The organism is Salinibacterium sp. PAMC 21357, assembly GCF_000247645.1.
Classification (GTDB): domain Bacteria; phylum Actinomycetota; class Actinomycetes; order Actinomycetales; family Microbacteriaceae; genus Rhodoglobus.
Window position 1 is genome coordinate 338,215 of record NZ_AHWA01000002.1, and the last position, 17,343, is coordinate 355,557.

Here is a 17,343-nt window from a genome sequence, read left to right on the forward strand (position 1 = left end):
GTCAACCAGATGCGGTTGGCCCGAGCTGACTAGTGGCGGTGAGCGCTTGCCCGTTCGCGTAATTCGGTGACACGAAGCGACGGATCAGCTCCGCGATAAACGGATGATCCGGCCACAAACGTGTCGGCTCCAGCCGCGGCGGCAATTTCGATCGTGCGATCGTCAACCCCGCCGTCAACCTCAAGCCACACATCAAGCCCACGCTTGTCGACAAGTTCACGCAGCTGGCGGAGCTTTGGCATTGTTTCTTCCATGAAACTCTGGCCGCCGAAACCAGGTTCTACTGTCATCACGAGCACCTGATCGAACTCTTCGAGCAGTTCTAGGTAGGGCTCGATCGCCGTGCCAGGTTTAACGGCGATGCCCGCCCTCGTTCCCTGCGACCGCAGTGCGCGTGCCAACGCCACAGCATCAGCAGCGGCCTCGGCATGGAACGTGACGGCAAACGCGCCCAACGCTGCGTAGTCGGGAGCCCATCGCTCTGGGTCATCAATCATCAAATGAATATCGAGAGGAATCGGCGACACCTGTTGAATACGTTCCGTCATCTGGAGCCCGAACGTGAGATTCGGTACGAAATGATTGTCCATGATGTCGACGTGCACAAGATCGGCGTTCGATATCCGCGAAATATCACGTTCGAGGTTGACGAAATCGGCAGCAAGAATACTGGGACTAATACGTACAGACATACCGGGAGCCTATCTAGGAGTCAGCCTTCACGAGGAGCTGAATGAACATTGCGTCGGTGCCGTGGCGGTGAGGCCACAGTTGCACGTGAGTCGCCTCGGGGAGATCCAATTCGTTCACCGTGATGCTGTGTACGACGGCCGGAGTATCCATCTTGGTAACGTTCGTCACTTTGCGGAGCACCGAACCAACAATCGCCTTTGTCTCCGCGGCGTGCGGAGAACAAGTCACGTAAGCGAGAATCCCACCCGGCTTCAGAGCATCGAGCGCAGAATGAAGCAACGCTGTCTGCAGAGCACCCAGCTGTGCAACGTCACCGGGCTGTTTACGCCAGCGGGCTTCTGGACGACGTCGCAAAGCGCCCAAACCCGTGCACGGAGCGTCGAGCAAAATCCGGTCAAACTCCCCGGGATGTTCTTGACCGATGTCGACACCGTCTTTCTCCCAGACCTCAGGAGGAGCATCGAATACCGCGAGAGCGTTGCGTACTAGCTTCGCTCGAGCGGGGATCAGTTCATTAGCGGTCAGATTGGCGCCACCGATAAGCGCTTCGGCCGCCAATAGGGCGGCCTTTCCTCCGGGGCCAGCGCACATGTCAAGCCACGACTCCCCCGCGGCAATCGGACGAGCGCGACTCAAGGCCAGCGCGGCCAATTGAGAACCCTCATCCTGCACGCGCGCACGACCCGACGCCACGGCAGAATTCTTGCCAGGGTCGCCCTCTCGCAGGGTGCCACCAATCGGAGAGTACTCGGCGACGGAGACATCGATTTTCGCAGCCTCGGCGAACCCGGGCAGAGCGACAACCGACACTCGGGCCGGAACGTTGTCAGCGGCCAACAAGCTCTCCAGCTCAGCCTCGCGGCCCTCAGCAACCAACACCTGACGGAACGCACGCGTCACCCAGAGCGGATGAGAATACGCCAGTGCGAGAGCTTCTTCGCCCGATCCTGCAGCACCAATCACACGCTCACGCCACACGTCAGGCTCATGCTTAGTGATCGCGCGCAAAACGGCATTCACGAAGCCCACTGCGGAACGTGAACCAATCGTCTTCGCCAAACGAACCGACTCGTCGACGGCAGCGTGCGAAGGAACCCGCATCGACAGCAACTGGTGAGTCGCAAGCCTCAACACGTCGAGCACTGGCGGATCAATCTTTGAGACCGTCCGACCGGCAGCTTGCTCAATGACCGCGTCGTAATAGCCCTGCATTCGCAGGGTGCCATAAGTAAGCTCTGTGGCAAGCCCGGCATCGGCGGTCGACAGTTTTGCCCGCTCAAGGTGAACCGGCAGAAGCAAGTTGGCGTACGCATCCGACTCGCGCACCGCCATAATGACATCGAGCGCGACTCGACGGGCTGACTGTGCGTAGCTCACGAAGCCACCACCTCTGATTCTGAATTCAGGCCGCGCCACCAGGCTGCGGCATCCATTGCATTTCGCCCCTCCGGGTGGACCCGGAGAAGTTCGATTGGTTCCGTTGCTGTGCCGACAAAAACTTTCTTGCCGACGAAGCTGATGTGTCCCGGGGCAAGCGAGGGGGTATCGCGCGCGATTGCCGCCTCGATAACTTTTAGCCTCTTGCCATCGACGCTGGTCGAAGCACCCGGCTCTGGAGTGACACCGCGAATCTGATTGTGTACGACTTGCGCGTGCTGTGACCAGTCAATGCGCCCGTCTTCCAACAACAGTTTCGGTGCCAACGTGACCTCACCGGACTGGGGCTCAGCGTGCGCGGTACCCTCGGCCAAAGAGTCGACTACGCGTGAGAGCAATGCCGCGCCGGAAATCGACAGTTGCTGCAGCAGCGCCCCCGCGGTCTGTTGCGCACCAATCGGTTCGGTCATCGTGGCAAAGACATCCCCAGCATCGAGCTTCTCAACAAGTTGAAAGACCGTCGCGCCCGAGACAGTATCGCCGCCCATGATTGCCCGCTGCACGGGCGCAGCACCGCGCCAGTGAGGAAGAAGGGAGAAATGCAGGTTGATCCAGCCCAAACGTGGGATCGAGAGCGCCGACTTTGGCACCAACCCGCCGTAGGCAACGATCACTCCCAGATCAACGTCGAGCGCAGCAATGGCGGCACCTGTTTCATCGTCGAGGCGATTTGCACGAATGACCGCAATGCCAGCGTTCTCGGCGCGCGCCGCGACAGGAGTCGGGGTCATTACGCGGCGACGTCCTTGCGCGGAATCGGTGCGCGTGAGCACTCCGCAACCTCATGGTCACTTTCCACAAGTGCATCAAGACTCGGGACAGCAACCTCGGGGCTACCGGCAAAGAGAAGTCGCAACGAAGTCATCCACCAATTCTCTCGCGAAAATGGATGAGCGTTCGCACACGACGGCTACAGATCGACAAAGGGCTCGAGATCGTCTAGATGAACTCGCAATCCAGGCGGTGGCTGACTGGCCCGCGGCATACCCGGTTTTCGATTGCTCCTCGACACCGTAGTCGCCGCAACCACCAGTGCTTTGAGCTGCTCCGCGACGGCAGCACCCGCCTTGTAATCGAACCGGATGATCGTTCGTACGACACCGTCGGGCAGGTCTACGGGACCAAGAACGTCGAGTGGTTCAACGGGCAGCTGGTTAATCGCGTTCGTTACAAGATCAACCTTTCCCGTAAGAGTGGCAACACGGATCGCCGGCGGAAACCGTAGCTCACGGCGGTCGGCAAGTTCCGAACTCGCAAAATCTTCTTGACGCCACGTGACGAGAGCGGTCGCGAGCGAACCGCCAACTCCGACGATCACCGCTGGTGCACCATCTGCCGCGAGGGCGATCGCATTCGACCACCAGCGAAGGCAATCTTCTGACACCCGCAAACTTTCGCGGGCCAGCATGCCGGCACCGTCGAGCAGCAACACCGCCCGATAGCCGCCTTCCGCGACCGGCTCAGCACCACGAGTGGCGATTACTAGCGAAGGTTCAGACGACACAGTGAGAACCTGATGATCGCCGTCGGCCACAATGACTCGGTACCCCGGAAATGCGCGCCCGAGTTCGTCGGCGGTGCGGGCGCTGCCCGACCCGACCATCCTCAGACGGGTTCCGTCACATTCACGGCAGCGCCACTTCACCGCCAATGCGCCACACCACACACAGCTGGGGGTGGATGAGGCGGAGCGTTGCGCGAGGGGCCCAGCACAGGTTGTACACCTTGCGGTTTGGGCACAATCTGCGCACGCCAGCCTGGGCGCGTAGCCGGGACGTGCTACCTGCACCAGCACGGGTCCCTCATCGAGGCCAGCACGCGCTGCTTTCCACGCGGAGGAAGGAATGCGCGCAATAGCGGCCAGACGGTCCTGACTGACTTGATTAGCCGAGGGAATGACCTTGGGCGGGCGGATGCCCCCCGGACTCATCGACGCCAACCACCCGACTTCGACGAGTCTCTGCACTTCGGTGCTGCGGGAATGACTTAAGAATACGAGGGCACACCTTTGTTGCTCTTGGCGCAACAACGCAGCATCACGAGTATGGATGTACGGCGACAAATTCTCGCTGTACAGCGAATCTCCGTCATCCCAAATGGCAATGAGGCCCAGCTGTGCCGCTGGGGCATACACCGCCGACCTGTTGCCGATGATGACGTAGGGAGTGCCGTCGTGAGTTCTCAAGAAGTTTCCGTAGCGACGCTGCACGCTCTGACGCGCGTCGAGTCGCAAAATTCGATCCGCCGGGATCAGCGCTGCAACCGCAGCCTCCAGTTGCTCTTGGTCCCGAAAATCTGGCGTGGCAAGAATCGCTGTCGAGCTGCGCGCAAGAGTTTGGGCGGCCAACTGCGCCATCGTCACAGCCCAGCGACCGACCCAGGTTCCGGGCGCTACCTCAACGACTCCCGTCGGCGCAGCTAGCGCGGCACGCTTGTTTTGGGAAAGGAGCGTCGTAATCGAGTCGGCATCAAAGTGCGTGACCGGTAGCTGCTCTGTCGAGGGCTTGTAGGACGCTAAGGCCGGATCAGGCAGCGCCTTTTCTGCGCGGGCGTGGCGTTTAGGGATTCCGAGACGCAGCACGTCAGAGGCATTTCCCGCTGCCCGATCGGCAGCCGTCCGAGCAAGAGTCCACACCTCTGGGGCCAGAACCGGAAACGGTGAAATAACCGAATCCAGCTCGCTGAGCTTGCCGGCGTACCCGACCGTGTCGGTGAGCTCAACAATCCAACCCTCGACCAAGCGGCCAAGAGTCTTCAGCGGCGCTTTGACTCGAACGCCAACGCGGGCATCGTCACGTAGCTTCTCCGGAATTGTGTAATCGAAGAGTCTGTCGAGTTGAGGCAGCGGTGAGTCAATGAGCACCCGAGCGATGGATGCTTCAGCCATTTCTAAAGCCCGGCGGCCCTGCGAAGAGCCTCAACGCGGTCAAGTCGTTCCCACGTGAACTCAGGCAACTCACGACCGAAGTGGCCGTACGTTGCCGTCTTCGCGTAGATAGGACGCAAAAGATCGAGGTCGCGGATGATGGCTCCAGGGCGGAGGTCAAATACTTCATGGATCGCGCCCAAAATTGCCTCGTCAGAAACGTGTCCGGTGCCGAAAGTCTCTACGTAGAGGCTGACAGGGGCAGCGCGACCGATCGCATAAGCAATCTGAATCTCTAGACGATCGGCGAGACCTGCGGCTACTGCGTTCTTGGCAACCCAGCGCATCGCGTACGTCGCCGAACGGTCAACCTTCGACGGGTCCTTGCCGCTGAACGCTCCACCACCGTGTCGCGACGCGCCACCGTAAGTATCAACGATCACTTTGCGGCCGGTCACACCAGCATCCCCCTGCGGACCGCCGATCTCGAAACGACCGCTGGGATTGACAATTGCCTGCAGGTTCGAAAGGTCGAGCCCTGAACTCTCGGCGATCGGCCGAACGACGAGTTCTTCGATCTCTGAGCGCAGCTGTGCCGTAGAAATGTGAGGAGAATGTTGCGTCGAGAGCACGACGGTTTCGATACTGCGCGGGATGTCTCCCTCGTAACCCACCGTCACCTGCGTCTTGCCATCGGGGCGCAGGTAGTCGACAAGGCCAAGTTTGCGCACCTCGGCCAGTCGTTCTGCCATGCGGTGCGCGAACCAGACCGGAGCGGGCATGAGCTGAGGCGTTTCGTTCGTGGCATAGCCGAACATGACGCCCTGGTCACCAGCGCCGAGAACATCAAGCTTGTCGCTCGAGTGGCCCTCGCGGGTCTCCAAAGCAACGTCGACTCCCTGCGCAATGTCGGGCGACTGTGCACCGATTGAAATGGAGACACCGCACGAACGACCATCAAAGCCCACGGCGGAGGAGTTGTATCCGATCTCCGAAATACGATCACGGACGATAGCGGGAATGTCGGCGTAACCGGAGGTGGTACTTCGCCAGCAACATGAACAAGACCAGTGGTAACTAAGGTCTCGACCGCAACACGGGCATGGGGATCTTCGTCAAGTAACGCATCCAAAATGCTGTCACTGATCTGATCACAGATCTTGTCGGGGTGTCCCTCGGTAACAGACTCCGAGGTGAAGGTGCGCAGGGGCGAAGTCATAAGCCGTCTCCGGTAGTGATGAATGGATGTCAGCGGGCCGCGAACACAAGATCTAGAATGCGGTGGGCCACCGACAACTTGGTTCCGCTTGCCTCACCCACTCTAGCTCCGGCCTTGTCGATCACGACGACAGTGTTACGGTCCGAGGCAAAACCTTCGGTCCATCCCACACGGTTGAGAACAAGAAAATCGCAGCCCTTTCGCGCCACTTTGGCGCGACCCAGCTGGAGAAGCGCATCATCGTCGGCTTCAGTTTCTGCCGCGAACCCGACAATTACTTGATCGCGAGACCGATTAAGTGAAAGCCCACGCAAAATGTCTGGGTTCTCTTCTAACCGCAATTCAAGAGTGCTCGAATCACTGCGCTTCTTGATTTTGCTTTGGGCGGTCTCTGCCGGACGGTAGTCCGCCACCGCGGCAGCCATGACGATGAGGTCTGCCGTCGCCGCTTCGGCTTCGGCCGCATTCTGCAGCTCGAGAGTTGTGCCGACTTCGACAACGCGAACGCCAGCAGGAGCCGCGACTTCGAGATTGGCACCGATGAGTACAACAGTCGCTCCGCGTGCGGCAGCGGCAGCAGCGAGGGCAACACCTTGCTTTCCACTGGATCGGTTACCGATGAACCGAACTGGATCGAGAGGCTCGCGAGTGCCACCAGCGGTGACAAGCACCGTGCGGCCGGCGAGGTCGCGAGAAGCAGCCACCACGTCGAGAGCCGCAGCAACGATGTCGCCGGGCTCAGCCATACGGCCGGGCCCGCTATCAGTGCCTGTTAATTGGCCTGATTCTGGACCAACAATATTGATACCGCGTGACCGCAGTGTTTCAACGTTGGCCACAGTCGCCGCATTGAGCCACATTTCGGTGTGCATTGCCGGAGCGATAAGAATCGGAGCGGTACTGGCCAGGATTGTGTTACCCAGAAAATCGCTCGCTTGCCCCGTGGCAATTTTGGCGATCGTGTTGGCCGTGGCGGGAGCGACAATAATGAGGTCAGCTGCTTTTCCTACAGCAACATGGCGAACCTCATCAACACCCTCATAGAGGTCGGTGCTGACGGGGTTGCGGCTAATCGCCTCGAGTGTCGGCAACCCGATGAAGCGCAAAGCGTTGCTCGTGGCCACGACGTGAACATCGTGGCCAGCGAGCACAAGCTCGCGAATAACGGAAACCGCCTTATAGGCAGCTATTCCGCCAGAAATTCCGACGACTACGTTGAGCGCGGTCATCGAATGAGGTTCTATTCGCCGCTGAGGCGCTTGAGTTCAAGCTTGTTTTCGTTGATCTCGTGAAGAGCAACCGAGAGTGGCTTGTCTTCGATCGTCGAGTCAACGAGCGGTCCGACGTTGTCGAACAGGCTTCCTTCGTGGAGGTCGGCGTAGTAGTCGTTGATCTGACGTGCACGCTTGGAAGCGAAGATTACGAGCTGGTACTTTGAATCAACTTTCGACAGCAGTTCGTCGATGGGGGGATCAATGATGCCCGAGTTCTTGTCAGCCATTGGAGTGCTCCTTGGAGTCGGAAGTGGTCGCGCCAGCGGGCGCATCCATCAATTCTACGACTTCTTGAGCCGCTTGGCTTACTTCTGTGTTCACGACTTTGACATCGAACTCTTCTTGAGCCGCTAATTCGACCTTTGCGGTCTCCAAACGACGCGCCTGTTCGGCGGCATCTTCGGTTCCGCGACCGATTAAGCGACGCACCAACTCTTCCCAGGTTGGCGGCAAGAGAAACACCAACAACGCTTCGGGCATGACGGCGCGAACGGATCTGGCACCCTGAAGATCGATTTCTAGGAGCACACGCTTTCCTTCGGCGAGAGCCACATCAATCGGAGGGCGTGGGGTGCCATAGCGATAGGAGTTGTGAACGACCGCCCATTCAAGAAGATCGTTCTCGGCAATCATGACGTCGAATTGGTCGTCGCTCACAAAGTAGTAGTGAACACCGTCGATCTCCCCCGGCCGAGGCTTTCGCGTTGTCGCTGAGACGCTGAGTAGAACATCGGGATGATTGTCCCGAATGTAGCTCGACACCGTGCCTTTACCGACCGCAGTCGGACCGGCAAGCACAACAAGCCGTGTTGGCTCAGGGCCTTGGCGCTCCGAAAGATAGGCGGCAAGCCGATCGCGTTGTTTTGGGCCGAGGCCGCCAACGCGTTTACGTTCGGCAATGGCAAGTTCGTCCATAACGGCCTCGACGCGGGTTGGACCGAGCGAGGGCACGCTGAGCAACAGCTCTCTCACGAGCAGCCGAGCTTCAGGGCTCTCGGGTGACGACCACGCCGTTCGGGCAACATTGAGAGCAGTCCGCGCACGTTCGGCTACTTCGCGCTTGACGGAAGCACGAGCTCGGCGAGCGGCAATCGCAGCCCGCGAGGCCGCAGCGCGGTCAACCGCCGGCGGTTCTGGACGTGGGCCCATCAGCGCACCTGCTCTCGGAGTTGTGATCGTAGTGAGCGTAACTCCGAGGGGATCTGGCTCGAGCCCTCTTGCAGAACGCTTCGTGACACCGTAACAATCGTGTTGCCGACCGCGGCGCCGTAGAGTTCACGCGCCTGTTCAACTTGCGCGCCCTGGGCACCAAAACCGGGAGCCAGCACGGGCAAATCGATGAGTTCTTCAACGCGCATCCCGAAATCGGCGACGTTTACCGTGGCGCCAACCACGACCCCAAACGACCCGAGCCCGCTTTCAGTGTTCAACGCACGAACATCACGAACGACGCTCGCCGCGACGGTTGCGCCCTCGTGCTCGCCGTCAACAATGCGAGCTGATTGGATGCTGTAGGCCGAAGCATTCGACGTTGCGGCGAGCACGAAAATGCCTTTGCCTGCCTCTCGCGCCAATTCGAAGGGACCAGAAAGCTCGGCAACCCCCTGATACGCGACCACGGTCATTGCGTCTGCCTCCAACGGTGAGCCCGGCGTTAGCCACGCCTCACCGTAGGCGTCTACTGACGATGACAGGTCGCCACGTTTGACGTCGGCAATGACTAACAGTCCGGCCGAACGGGCGAGGGCGAAAGACTCCTCGAGAACGGCATAGCCGGCAGATCCGAAGCGCTCGAAAAATGCGACCTGCGGTTTGATCATTCCGACGTTGCCGGCCGCGGCATCCACGGCACGAAGCGCAAACTCACGAACGCCGTGCGCGTCGTTGGAGAGCCCCCAACTTTCGAGAAGGAACGGATGAGGATCTATCCCCATGCAGACTCCCCCGAATTCTTCAAAGGTGTGCGCTAGGCGTGATGCGAAACTAGGCATTGTTTGCCACCTTCTCGAGCTCTGCAGCGCGGTCGAGCGCGTAATCCTGAAGCGAACGAACATCGAAGCCGTCACGGATTGCCTCGAATGACGCTACCGCTGCGGCCAATTGGGCCATCGTCGTGAAGATCGGCTTGTCAGCCGCGACAGTCGCAGTGCGAATTTCGTACCCATCGGCGCGCGCACTGCGGCCGCTCGGCGTGTTGATCACGACATCTACCTTGCCGTCGTTGATCAACTCGACGATGGATGGCTCTGCAGCGTTCACTTCTTGACCCATGAAGTATTTACGGACAACCTGAGCTTCAATGCCGTTGCGAGCCAGGATTTCAGCGGTACCCTCTGTGGCGAGAACCGTGAAGCCCAGCTGGCTGAGACGCAAGACCGGCAGGATGACGGCTCGCTTGTCGCGGTCTGCGACAGACACGAAGACCGAACCGCTGTCGGGCAACCCACCGTAGGCAGCCTCTTGGCTCTTGGCGAACGCCTTGGGGAAGTTGGAGTCGATACCCATAACTTCACCGGTCGAGCGCATCTCTGGGCCGAGAACCGAATCGACAACCTGACCCTCAACCGTGCGGAACCGCCGGAACGGCAACACTGCTTCTTTGACAGAAACTGGAGAGGTAGCTGGCACTTGCGAACCGTCGAGGATAGGCAGCAATCCACTGTCAACGAGAGAGCGGATGCTCGAACCGGCCATCACGAGAGCTGCAGCTTTTGCCAGCGGAATGCCGAGCGCCTTCGACACGAAGGGAACGGTACGGCTAGCTCGCGGGTTCGCTTCGAGCACATAAAGGATGCCTTGACCGATAGCGAACTGCACGTTGAGGAGCCCGCGAACGCCAATCCCTTCAGCGATGGCGAGCGTTGCCTCTCGAACACGCTTGAGCACGTCCCTGCCCAGCGTTACCGACGGGAGGGTGCACGCCGAGTCGCCGGAGTGAATACCTGCTTCTTCGATGTGCTCCATGATTCCACCGACGTATAGCTCAGTGCCGTCGTAGATGGCATCGATATCGATCTCGATGGCGTCATCCAAGAAACGATCGACGAGCAGCGGCGATGTTTCCGAAATGACGACGACATCGCGAACACGCTCGAAGTAGTCAGCCAGAGCTTCGGTGTCGTAAATAATTTCCATGCCGCGGCCACCAAGAACGTGGGAGGGGCGCACAAGCACCGGATACCCGATGTCCTCAGCAATCGTGATCGCCTCAGACTGGTTGGTTGCCGTGCCGTTCTTCGGCGCTAGCAGGCCAGCGTTGTCGAGAATGGCGGAGAACAAGCCGCGCTCTTCTGCGAGGTCGATCGCTTCTGGCGTTGTTCCGAGGATCGGGATGCCGGCATCCTTGAGTCCCTGAGCGAGGCCGAGAGCAGTCTGCCCTCCGAGTTGCACGATCACTCCGAGTAGTTCGCCACTTTTGCTTTCCGCATGAACAATCTCGAGCACATCTTCGAGCGTGAGGGGCTCAAAGTAGAGCCGGTCGCTTGTGTCGTAGTCAGTCGAGACGGTTTCGGGGTTGCAGTTGATCATGATGGTCTCGTAGCCCGCGTCCGAGAGTGCGAACGAGGCATGAACACACGAGTAGTCGAACTCGATGCCCTGACCGATGCGGTTGGGGCCCGATCCGAGAATGATGACCTTCGTCTTATCACTCGGCGCGACTTCGGTCTCGGAGTCGTAGCTGGAGTAGTGGTACGGCGTAAGCGCAGGGAACTCGCCAGCGCACGTGTCGACGGTCTTGAAGACGGGGCGCACATCGAGGCCCCAGCGCAGGTCACGAATTTCTGCTTCGGTGACGCCGCGGAGATCCGCAATCTGTACATCGCTGAAACCGTGGTTCTTCGCGTGAGTGAGCAGCGCTGCCGTCAGGTTGTCGGCATCCACAATATCCGCCGCGACCTCATTGATGAGAGCGATTTGATCGATAAACCAGGGGTCGATTTTGGTTGCGTCGAAGACTTCTTCTGTGGTGGCGCCAGCCCGCATCGCCTGCTGCACCGTGATGATGCGACCGTCAGTTGCGATTCCCGACAGCGCCAACAGTTCCGCTTTGTTGCCGACTTCGCCGTTCCAATGGAAGCTCGAATCACGCTTTTCGAGAGAGCGGAGTGCTTTCTGCAACGCGGTTGAATAGTTGCGACCAATCGCCATTGCTTCGCCGACAGATTTCATCGTCGTTGTCAATCGCGTGTCAGCCGCTGGGAATTTCTCAAAGGCGAAACGCGGAACCTTGACGACGACATAGTCGAGTGTCGGCTCGAAGCTTGCCGGCGTGACTTTGGTGATGTCGTTGGGGATTTCGTCGAGGCGGTAGCCGATCGCAAGTTTGGCGGCAATCTTGGCAATCGGGAAGCCTGTCGCTTTCGAGGCCAGAGCGCTCGACCGTGAGACTCGCGGGTTCATCTCGATAACAATCACACGGCCAGTCGCGGGGTCAATGGCGAACTGAACGTTGCAGCCCCCGGTGTCTACCCCGACGGCACGGATGATGTCGATTCCGATGTTTCGGAGGTTCTGGTATTCGCGGTCAGTGAGCGTCAGCGCCGGTGCGACGGTGATCGAGTCGCCGGTGTGAACACCGACCGGGTCAACGTTCTCGATCGAACACACGACGACAGTGTTATCTGAGGTGTCGCGCATGAGTTCAAGCTCATACTCTTTCCAACCCAGGATGCTCTCTTCGAGCAGCACCTCGGTGGTGGGGCTCTGGTGCAAGCCGTCGGTCACCATTCGCACGAGTTCTTCACGAGAGTAAGCGAAGCCTGAGCCCAGACCACCCATCGTGAAAGACGGGCGAATCACGAGCGGATACCCGAGGTCTTCAGCGAATTCAACGGCCTCGGTGACCGTGTGCGCTATGTACGATTTGGCAACTTCAGCACCACAATCGATGACGAGTTGCTTGAAAATCTGGCGGTCTTCACCACGGTTGATCGCGTCAAGATTGGCGCCAATCAGCTCAACGTTGTACTTCTCGAGGATGCCGTGGGCGTCGAGCTCAATGGCGGCGTTGAGCGCGGTCTGGCCGCCAAGCGTCGGAAGGAGAGCATCCGGACGCTCCTTGGCGATGATCGATTCGATAACTTGCCAGGTGATGGGTTCAATGTAGGTCGCATCGGCGAAGTCGGGGTCCGTCATGATCGTGGCGGGATTCGAGTTCACCAGGATGACGCGGATGCCCTCCTCACGCAGCACTCGGCACGCTTGGGTTCCCGAGTAATCGAACTCAGCGGCCTGACCAATGACGATCGGGCCGGATCCGATAACGAGTACCGAGGAAATGTCTTGTCTCTTGGGCATTACTTGTTGTCCTTTGCGTTCTCGAGAACAAGGTCGCGGAACCTGTCGAAAAGATAATTGGCATCGTGCGGACCAGAGGCCGCCTCGGGGTGGTACTGAACAGAGAAGGCGGGGATGTCGAGGGCGCGGAGGCCCTCAACGACGTTGTCGTTGAGGTTCACGTGGCTAACCTCGACGCGACCGAAGCCGGCTGGTGACTGACTGATCTCGCCGACGGGCGCATCAACCGCGAATCCGTGGTTGTGCGACGTGATTTCTGTGCGGAGGGTGTTGACGTCAATGACGGGTTGGTTGATTCCGCGGTGCCCAAACGGCAACTTGTAGGTGCCGTAACCGAGCGCACGACCGAGGAGCTGGTTGCCGAAGCAAATCCCGAAGAAAGGCAATCCCTTCTTGAGTACCTGTGTCAGCAGTTCAACGTGGCCGTCGGAAGCCGACGGATCGCCAGGACCATTGGAGTAAAAGACCGCAACAGGGTCAATGGCCAGCATCTCGTCGAACGTGACCGTCTGCGGCAACACGTGCACGTCGAAGCCCCGCTCGGCCAAGTAGTTCAGCGTGGATGTCTTCACACCGAGGTCGAGCACGGCGAGTCGCCCGATACTCGCGCCAATGGCGTCGACCACGTAAGCCTCAACTGTCGAAACCTCGGATGACAGGCTCCGACCGGTCATCTGCGCGGCCTCTTTCACCGCCGCGAGTTGTTCATCAGCAGTCAACTCGGCGTCAGCACCGGAGAAGATACCGCCACGCATCGACCCAGAATCGCGAAGGCGACGAGTGATCGCGCGGGTATCGACACCACTGATGCCCACAATTGATTGCTCGGTGAGTTGGTCATCCAACGAGCCATTGGCGCGGTAGTTCGAGACAACACGGCTAGCGTCACGCACCACAAACCCAGAAACCCAGATGCGCGAAGACTCGGGGTCTTCGTCATTGACACCAGTGTTGCCAATGTGGGGGGCTGTCATGACAACGATCTGCCCGGCATAGCTTGGGTCGGTAATCGTTTCTTGATAGCCGGTCATTCCGGTCGCAAAGACAACTTCACCGAGGCGCTGGCCGCGGGCGCCGTATGCCTGACCGAGATAGCGCGAGCCATCTTCGAGTACGAGCACTGCTGCTTCAAAGGTCATGGGACTGCCTTTCATTACTCATGACACCGGCGAGGGCTTTCTCACACGCCTCGGGGTCATCCATTCGGAAATAGCTATCGACTGCAGTGCCATCAAGATTCCACTCGATCACCTGCAATCCGTTGTTCTCGACCACACGGTCGATGGTCATGGATGCGCGGGAAATACCCCGCAAATCGTGGAGCGGTACCCATAGATCGCGTTCGCCGGTGCGGAATATTGCGATGCCCGTCGGGTGAGCTTCTATGCTGCAATTACCGCGATATCCCAAGCTGTGAACCGCGACACGATTGAGCTGGTCTCCCCCGAGCGTTGTTGAGACATATTTTCCGGTGAAACTGGGGTGACCGCCCGGAAGATCGGCTGGGGGCTGTTGTGGCGCACCGATGTGCGACTGACGACGCTTACGCGCGTACCAACCAGCAACCATCAGACCGAGCAGGAGCACCACAAAGGCGATCACGATCAGTGTCGAAACATCTTTAGACATTGTTTGCCTCCGTCGCCGCACATCGAGCGTTGTCTGCGACCTCGGCAGCGTCAACGACTTCGCCATCCCGAACAGTTTCATAACCGTTGTGGATGGTCGTCATGACTCGACCGGGAAGCTCGCGCCCTAGGTAGGGAGAGTTCGTGCCTTTGCCACGGAGGGATGCCGTGGAGAAGGTAGATCGCGCGCTGGGATCGATCAGGACGAGGTTCGCTGCCGAGCCGAGGGCGAACGGCGTTGCATAGCCATCGAGGCGGCCGATCTCCGCAGGCTTCTGCGAAAGAACGCGTGCCACGTCGGCCCAACTGAGCTGTCCGGAATCGACGACTGCTTCCTGTACAACGTTGAGGGCCGACTCGAGGCCGACCATGCCAAAGGCCGCTTCAGCCCACGAACACTCTTTCGCTTCGGGCGGATGCGGTGCGTGGTCGGTCGCGACGATATCAATCGTTCCGTCTGCGAGGGCCGCGCGCAGCGCCAGAACGTCTTCATCCCGGCGCAATGGTGGATTCACTTTGAACCGCGCATCGTAGCCGCGCACTAGCTCGTCGGTGAGCAGGAGGTGGTGGGGCGTCACTTCAGCAGTCACCGCAATGCCGCGCGCTTTCGCCCAGCGGATCACATCGACAGATCCAGCCGTCGACAAATGACAAATATGAAGTCGGGCACCAACATGCTCGGCAAGTAGGACGTCGCGGGCGATGATCGACTCTTCGGCAACAGCAGGCCAACCAGCAAGGCCGAGTTCGCTCGAAACCGCGCCTTCGTTCATTTGGGCATCTACCGTGAGCGTTGGCTCCTGCGCATGCTGAGCAACGACGCCGTCAAAAGTCTTGACGTACTCGAGCGCTCGACGCATAAGCAGCGCATTGTGGACACACTTGCCATCATCCGAGAACACTCGAACCCCAGCGCGCGAATTCGCCATCGCTCCGATCTCCGAGAGCGTGGTTCCGCCGAGGCCCTCGGTCACCGCGCCAATCGGTCGCACGGTCGCATAGCCATGATCGTTACCCAACGACTGAACCTGCTCGACCACTCCGGCGGTGTCTTGCACCGGCATGGTGTTTGCCATCGCGAAGACCGCCGTGAATCCGCCCATCGCCGCGGCACGGGTGCCAGAGAGCACTGTTTCGCTCTGCTCAAAGCCTGGCTCGCGCAAATGGGTATGAAGATCGACAAGTCCCGGCAGCGCCTGCAATCCTGAGGCATCGATCGTGCGATCTGCGGACGTGTCGTCGGTGAAGACGCCATGATCAATCGTGAAGTCGGCACTCTCGCCGCTTGGCAAGGTTGCGTTGACAATTCTGATACTCACGAGAGTCCTCTTCTCTGGGGTGATGTGCGTGGGGCGGCCGCAAGTGTTAGCTCACCGCTCACCGCTCCACAGCTCCGGACAGCAGGTGATACAGCACCGACATCCTCACTGAGACGCCATTTCTTACCTGGTCGAGCACTGTCGACTGCGGCGAATCTGCGGCGGCAGCCGAAATCTCTAGCCCACGGTTCATCGGCCCAGGGTGCATAACCATGCTACTTGCTGGAAGGGCCCGCATCCGTTCGTCATTGAGACCCCACTGCTTGGAATACTCTCGAGCATTCGGGAAAAACGCGGCCGCCATTCGTTCGCCCTGAACGCGCAGCATCATGATCACATCAGGGCCTTGCGCGATCGCGTGATCGAGATCGAAAGAGACGTCGACTGGCCAACCGCTGAGGTTCACCGGAAGCAACGTTGCCGGAGCGACAAGCGTGACTTTGGCGCCCAAAGTCGTTAGCAACCACACATTCGAGCGAGCAACTCGAGAGTGAACGATGTCACCGACTATTGTCACGCTCACGCCGTCAAGATCGCGCCCGCGCGACGCGGAGCCGTGAAGACGGCGACGAATCGTGAAGGCGTCTAACAGCGCCTGGGTCGGATGCTCGTGTGTGCCGTCACCGGCGTTGACGATGCCAGCATCGATCCATCCGCTGTCGGCAAGTGTTTTCGGCGCGCCAGAAGCCCAGTGCCGCACAACCACCGCATCGGCGCCCATCGCCGCGAGGGTCTGCGCCGTGTCTTTGAGGTTCTCCCCCTTTGACACGCTCGAGCCTTTGGCGGCGAAATTGATCACGTCTGCGCTTAGGCGCTTCGCTGCAGCCTCGAACGAAATTCGAGTACGAGTGGAATCTTCGAAAAACAGGTTGATGACTGTCTTACCGCGCAGCGTCGGGAGCTTCTTTACCTCGCGCTCGCCGACTGCTGCCATATCTTCGGCAACATCGAGAATGGCAATCGCTTCATCGCGGGGCAAACCTTGAGTGGTGAGTAGGTGCCTCATCCGATCGTCACCTCGTCGACTCCATCGATCTCTTCGAGACGAACGTTGATCCGTTCCTCCATGGAACTGGGAAGATTCTTGCCGACGAAGTCAGCGCGAATCGGGAACTCTCGGTGGCCGCGGTCAACGAGTACTGCCAGTCGCACGGCTCGCGGTCGTCCGAGATCGCCGAGCGCATCGAGGGCGGCACGAATGGTGCGGCCGGAGTAGAGCACATCGTCAACGAGCACGACAGTCTTGCCGTCGATGCCGCCGTGCGGAATATCGGTCGGTCGCGTCGGCCGCGTTGGGTTCTGGGCTAGATCATCGCGGTACATCGTGACATCGAGGGCGCCAGCGGGGATGACCGCTGAATCGACCGACTCGATTATCGCCGAGATGCGGTTCGCGAGCGTCACGCCCCGCGTGGGAATACCGAGAATGACGAGATCGTCTGAACCGCGATTGGACTCAAGAATTTCGTGGGAAATTCGAGTCAACGCTCGAGTGATATCAGCATGCTGCAGCACTGTGCGTACAGACATTCTGACCTCCTTCCCCGCCTCTCTGGACGGAATTTAAAGGAAATCTGTTTCATCGACTATAGCGCGCTTGGCCACCCCG

General features: G+C 59.4%; 14 protein-coding genes and 2 pseudogenes. All 16 read right to left on the reverse strand.

Translation table 11 applies throughout. The features are described 5' to 3' along the window. Positions 1-29: 29 nt before the first annotated feature. The 16 genes and pseudogenes from rpe to pyrR all read right to left on the reverse strand — a co-directional run bounded on the left by rpe (position 30) and on the right by pyrR (position 17,264). On the reverse strand, positions 30-692 hold the full coding sequence (gene rpe / locus ON14_RS01655; protein WP_010202609.1) for a ribulose-phosphate 3-epimerase: 663 nt from the start codon (positions 690-692) through the stop codon (positions 30-32). Positions 693-705: 13 nt separating this feature from the next. Beyond that, complete coding sequence (locus ON14_RS01660) at positions 706-2,070, reverse strand: RsmB/NOP family class I SAM-dependent RNA methyltransferase (RefSeq protein ID WP_010202611.1); 1,365 nt, start codon at positions 2,068-2,070, stop codon at positions 706-708. Then, a pseudogene (gene fmt / locus ON14_RS01665) lies at positions 2,067-2,986 on the reverse strand (methionyl-tRNA formyltransferase). The gene ON14_RS01660 and the pseudogene fmt overlap by 4 nt, the downstream one beginning before the upstream one ends. A 54-nt stretch (positions 2,987-3,040) precedes the next feature. Beyond that, the gene (locus tag ON14_RS01670; RefSeq protein WP_010202626.1) at positions 3,041-5,017 is read right to left on the reverse strand and encodes a hypothetical protein; all 1,977 of its coding nucleotides are present in this window, start codon (positions 5,015-5,017) and stop codon (positions 3,041-3,043) included. Between the two features lie 2 nt (positions 5,018-5,019). Further along, the gene (gene metK, locus ON14_RS01675) at positions 5,020-5,985 is read right to left on the reverse strand and encodes a methionine adenosyltransferase (protein ID WP_443208533.1); all 966 of its coding nucleotides are present in this window, start codon (positions 5,983-5,985) and stop codon (positions 5,020-5,022) included. Between the two features lie 110 nt (positions 5,986-6,095). Next, positions 6,096-6,215, reverse strand: a pseudogene (locus tag ON14_RS16480) (S-adenosylmethionine synthetase N-terminal domain-containing protein); the annotation flags it as partial. A 29-nt stretch (positions 6,216-6,244) separates the two neighbouring features. Beyond that, on the reverse strand, positions 6,245-7,444 hold the full coding sequence (coaBC, locus tag ON14_RS01680; RefSeq protein ID WP_010202628.1) for a bifunctional phosphopantothenoylcysteine decarboxylase/phosphopantothenate--cysteine ligase CoaBC: 1,200 nt from the start codon (positions 7,442-7,444) through the stop codon (positions 6,245-6,247). Between the two features lie 11 nt (positions 7,445-7,455). Then, the gene (gene rpoZ, locus ON14_RS01685; protein WP_010202629.1) at positions 7,456-7,716 is read right to left on the reverse strand and encodes a DNA-directed RNA polymerase subunit omega; all 261 of its coding nucleotides are present in this window, start codon (positions 7,714-7,716) and stop codon (positions 7,456-7,458) included. Beyond that, positions 7,709-8,638, reverse strand: a complete 930-nt coding sequence (gene gmk / locus ON14_RS01690) for a guanylate kinase (protein WP_010202632.1) — start codon at positions 8,636-8,638, stop codon at positions 7,709-7,711. The genes rpoZ and gmk overlap by 8 nt, the downstream gene beginning before the upstream one ends. Further along, complete coding sequence (gene pyrF / locus ON14_RS01695) at positions 8,638-9,480, reverse strand: orotidine-5'-phosphate decarboxylase (RefSeq protein WP_010202634.1); 843 nt, start codon at positions 9,478-9,480, stop codon at positions 8,638-8,640. Before pyrF ends, gmk begins: the two co-directional genes overlap by 1 nt. Then, complete coding sequence (gene carB, locus ON14_RS01700) at positions 9,473-12,787, reverse strand: carbamoyl-phosphate synthase large subunit (RefSeq protein WP_010202636.1); 3,315 nt, start codon at positions 12,785-12,787, stop codon at positions 9,473-9,475. The genes pyrF and carB overlap by 8 nt, the downstream gene beginning before the upstream one ends. After that, positions 12,787-13,926, reverse strand: coding sequence for a glutamine-hydrolyzing carbamoyl-phosphate synthase small subunit (carA, locus tag ON14_RS01705; protein WP_010202638.1), 1,140 nt, complete (start codon positions 13,924-13,926; stop codon positions 12,787-12,789). Before carA ends, carB begins: the two co-directional genes overlap by 1 nt. Next, positions 13,916-14,416 (reverse strand): PH-like domain-containing protein, encoded by a 501-nt coding sequence (locus tag ON14_RS01710; protein ID WP_010202640.1) that lies wholly within the window; start codon positions 14,414-14,416, stop codon positions 13,916-13,918. The genes carA and ON14_RS01710 overlap by 11 nt, the downstream gene beginning before the upstream one ends. Beyond that, positions 14,409-15,734, reverse strand: a complete 1,326-nt coding sequence (locus tag ON14_RS01715; RefSeq protein WP_010202641.1) for a dihydroorotase — start codon at positions 15,732-15,734, stop codon at positions 14,409-14,411. Before ON14_RS01715 ends, ON14_RS01710 begins: the two co-directional genes overlap by 8 nt. Positions 15,735-15,792: 58 nt before the next feature. Next, on the reverse strand, positions 15,793-16,740 hold the full coding sequence (locus tag ON14_RS01720) for an aspartate carbamoyltransferase catalytic subunit (RefSeq protein WP_010202642.1): 948 nt from the start codon (positions 16,738-16,740) through the stop codon (positions 15,793-15,795). Beyond that, a complete protein-coding gene (gene pyrR / locus ON14_RS01725; protein WP_010202643.1) occupies positions 16,737-17,264 on the reverse strand; it encodes a bifunctional pyr operon transcriptional regulator/uracil phosphoribosyltransferase PyrR in 528 nt (175 codons plus the stop codon). Before pyrR ends, ON14_RS01720 begins: the two co-directional genes overlap by 4 nt. Positions 17,265-17,343 lie beyond the last annotated feature (79 nt).

Coding starts and splice junctions, on each gene's coding strand:
- carB (WP_010202636.1), bottom strand. CDS start 12,787: ATGCCCAAGAGACAAGACATTTCCTCGGTACTCGTTATCGGATCCGGC.
- pyrR (WP_010202643.1), bottom strand. CDS start 17,264: ATGTCTGTACGCACAGTGCTGCAGCATGCTGATATCACTCGAGCGTTG.
- ON14_RS01670 (WP_010202626.1), bottom strand. CDS start 5,017: ATGGCTGAAGCATCCATCGCTCGGGTGCTCATTGACTCACCGCTGCCT.
- ON14_RS01720 (WP_010202642.1), bottom strand. CDS start 16,740: ATGAGGCACCTACTCACCACTCAAGGTTTGCCCCGCGATGAAGCGATT.
- gmk (WP_010202632.1), bottom strand. CDS start 8,638: ATGGGCCCACGTCCAGAACCGCCGGCGGTTGACCGCGCTGCGGCCTCG.
- coaBC (WP_010202628.1), bottom strand. CDS start 7,444: ATGACCGCGCTCAACGTAGTCGTCGGAATTTCTGGCGGAATAGCTGCC.
- pyrF (WP_010202634.1), bottom strand. CDS start 9,480: ATGCCTAGTTTCGCATCACGCCTAGCGCACACCTTTGAAGAATTCGGG.
- ON14_RS01710 (WP_010202640.1), bottom strand. CDS start 14,416: ATGTCTAAAGATGTTTCGACACTGATCGTGATCGCCTTTGTGGTGCTC.
- rpoZ (WP_010202629.1), bottom strand. CDS start 7,716: ATGGCTGACAAGAACTCGGGCATCATTGATCCCCCCATCGACGAACTG.
- carA (WP_010202638.1), bottom strand. CDS start 13,926: ATGACCTTTGAAGCAGCAGTGCTCGTACTCGAAGATGGCTCGCGCTAT.
- rpe (WP_010202609.1), bottom strand. CDS start 692: ATGTCTGTACGTATTAGTCCCAGTATTCTTGCTGCCGATTTCGTCAAC.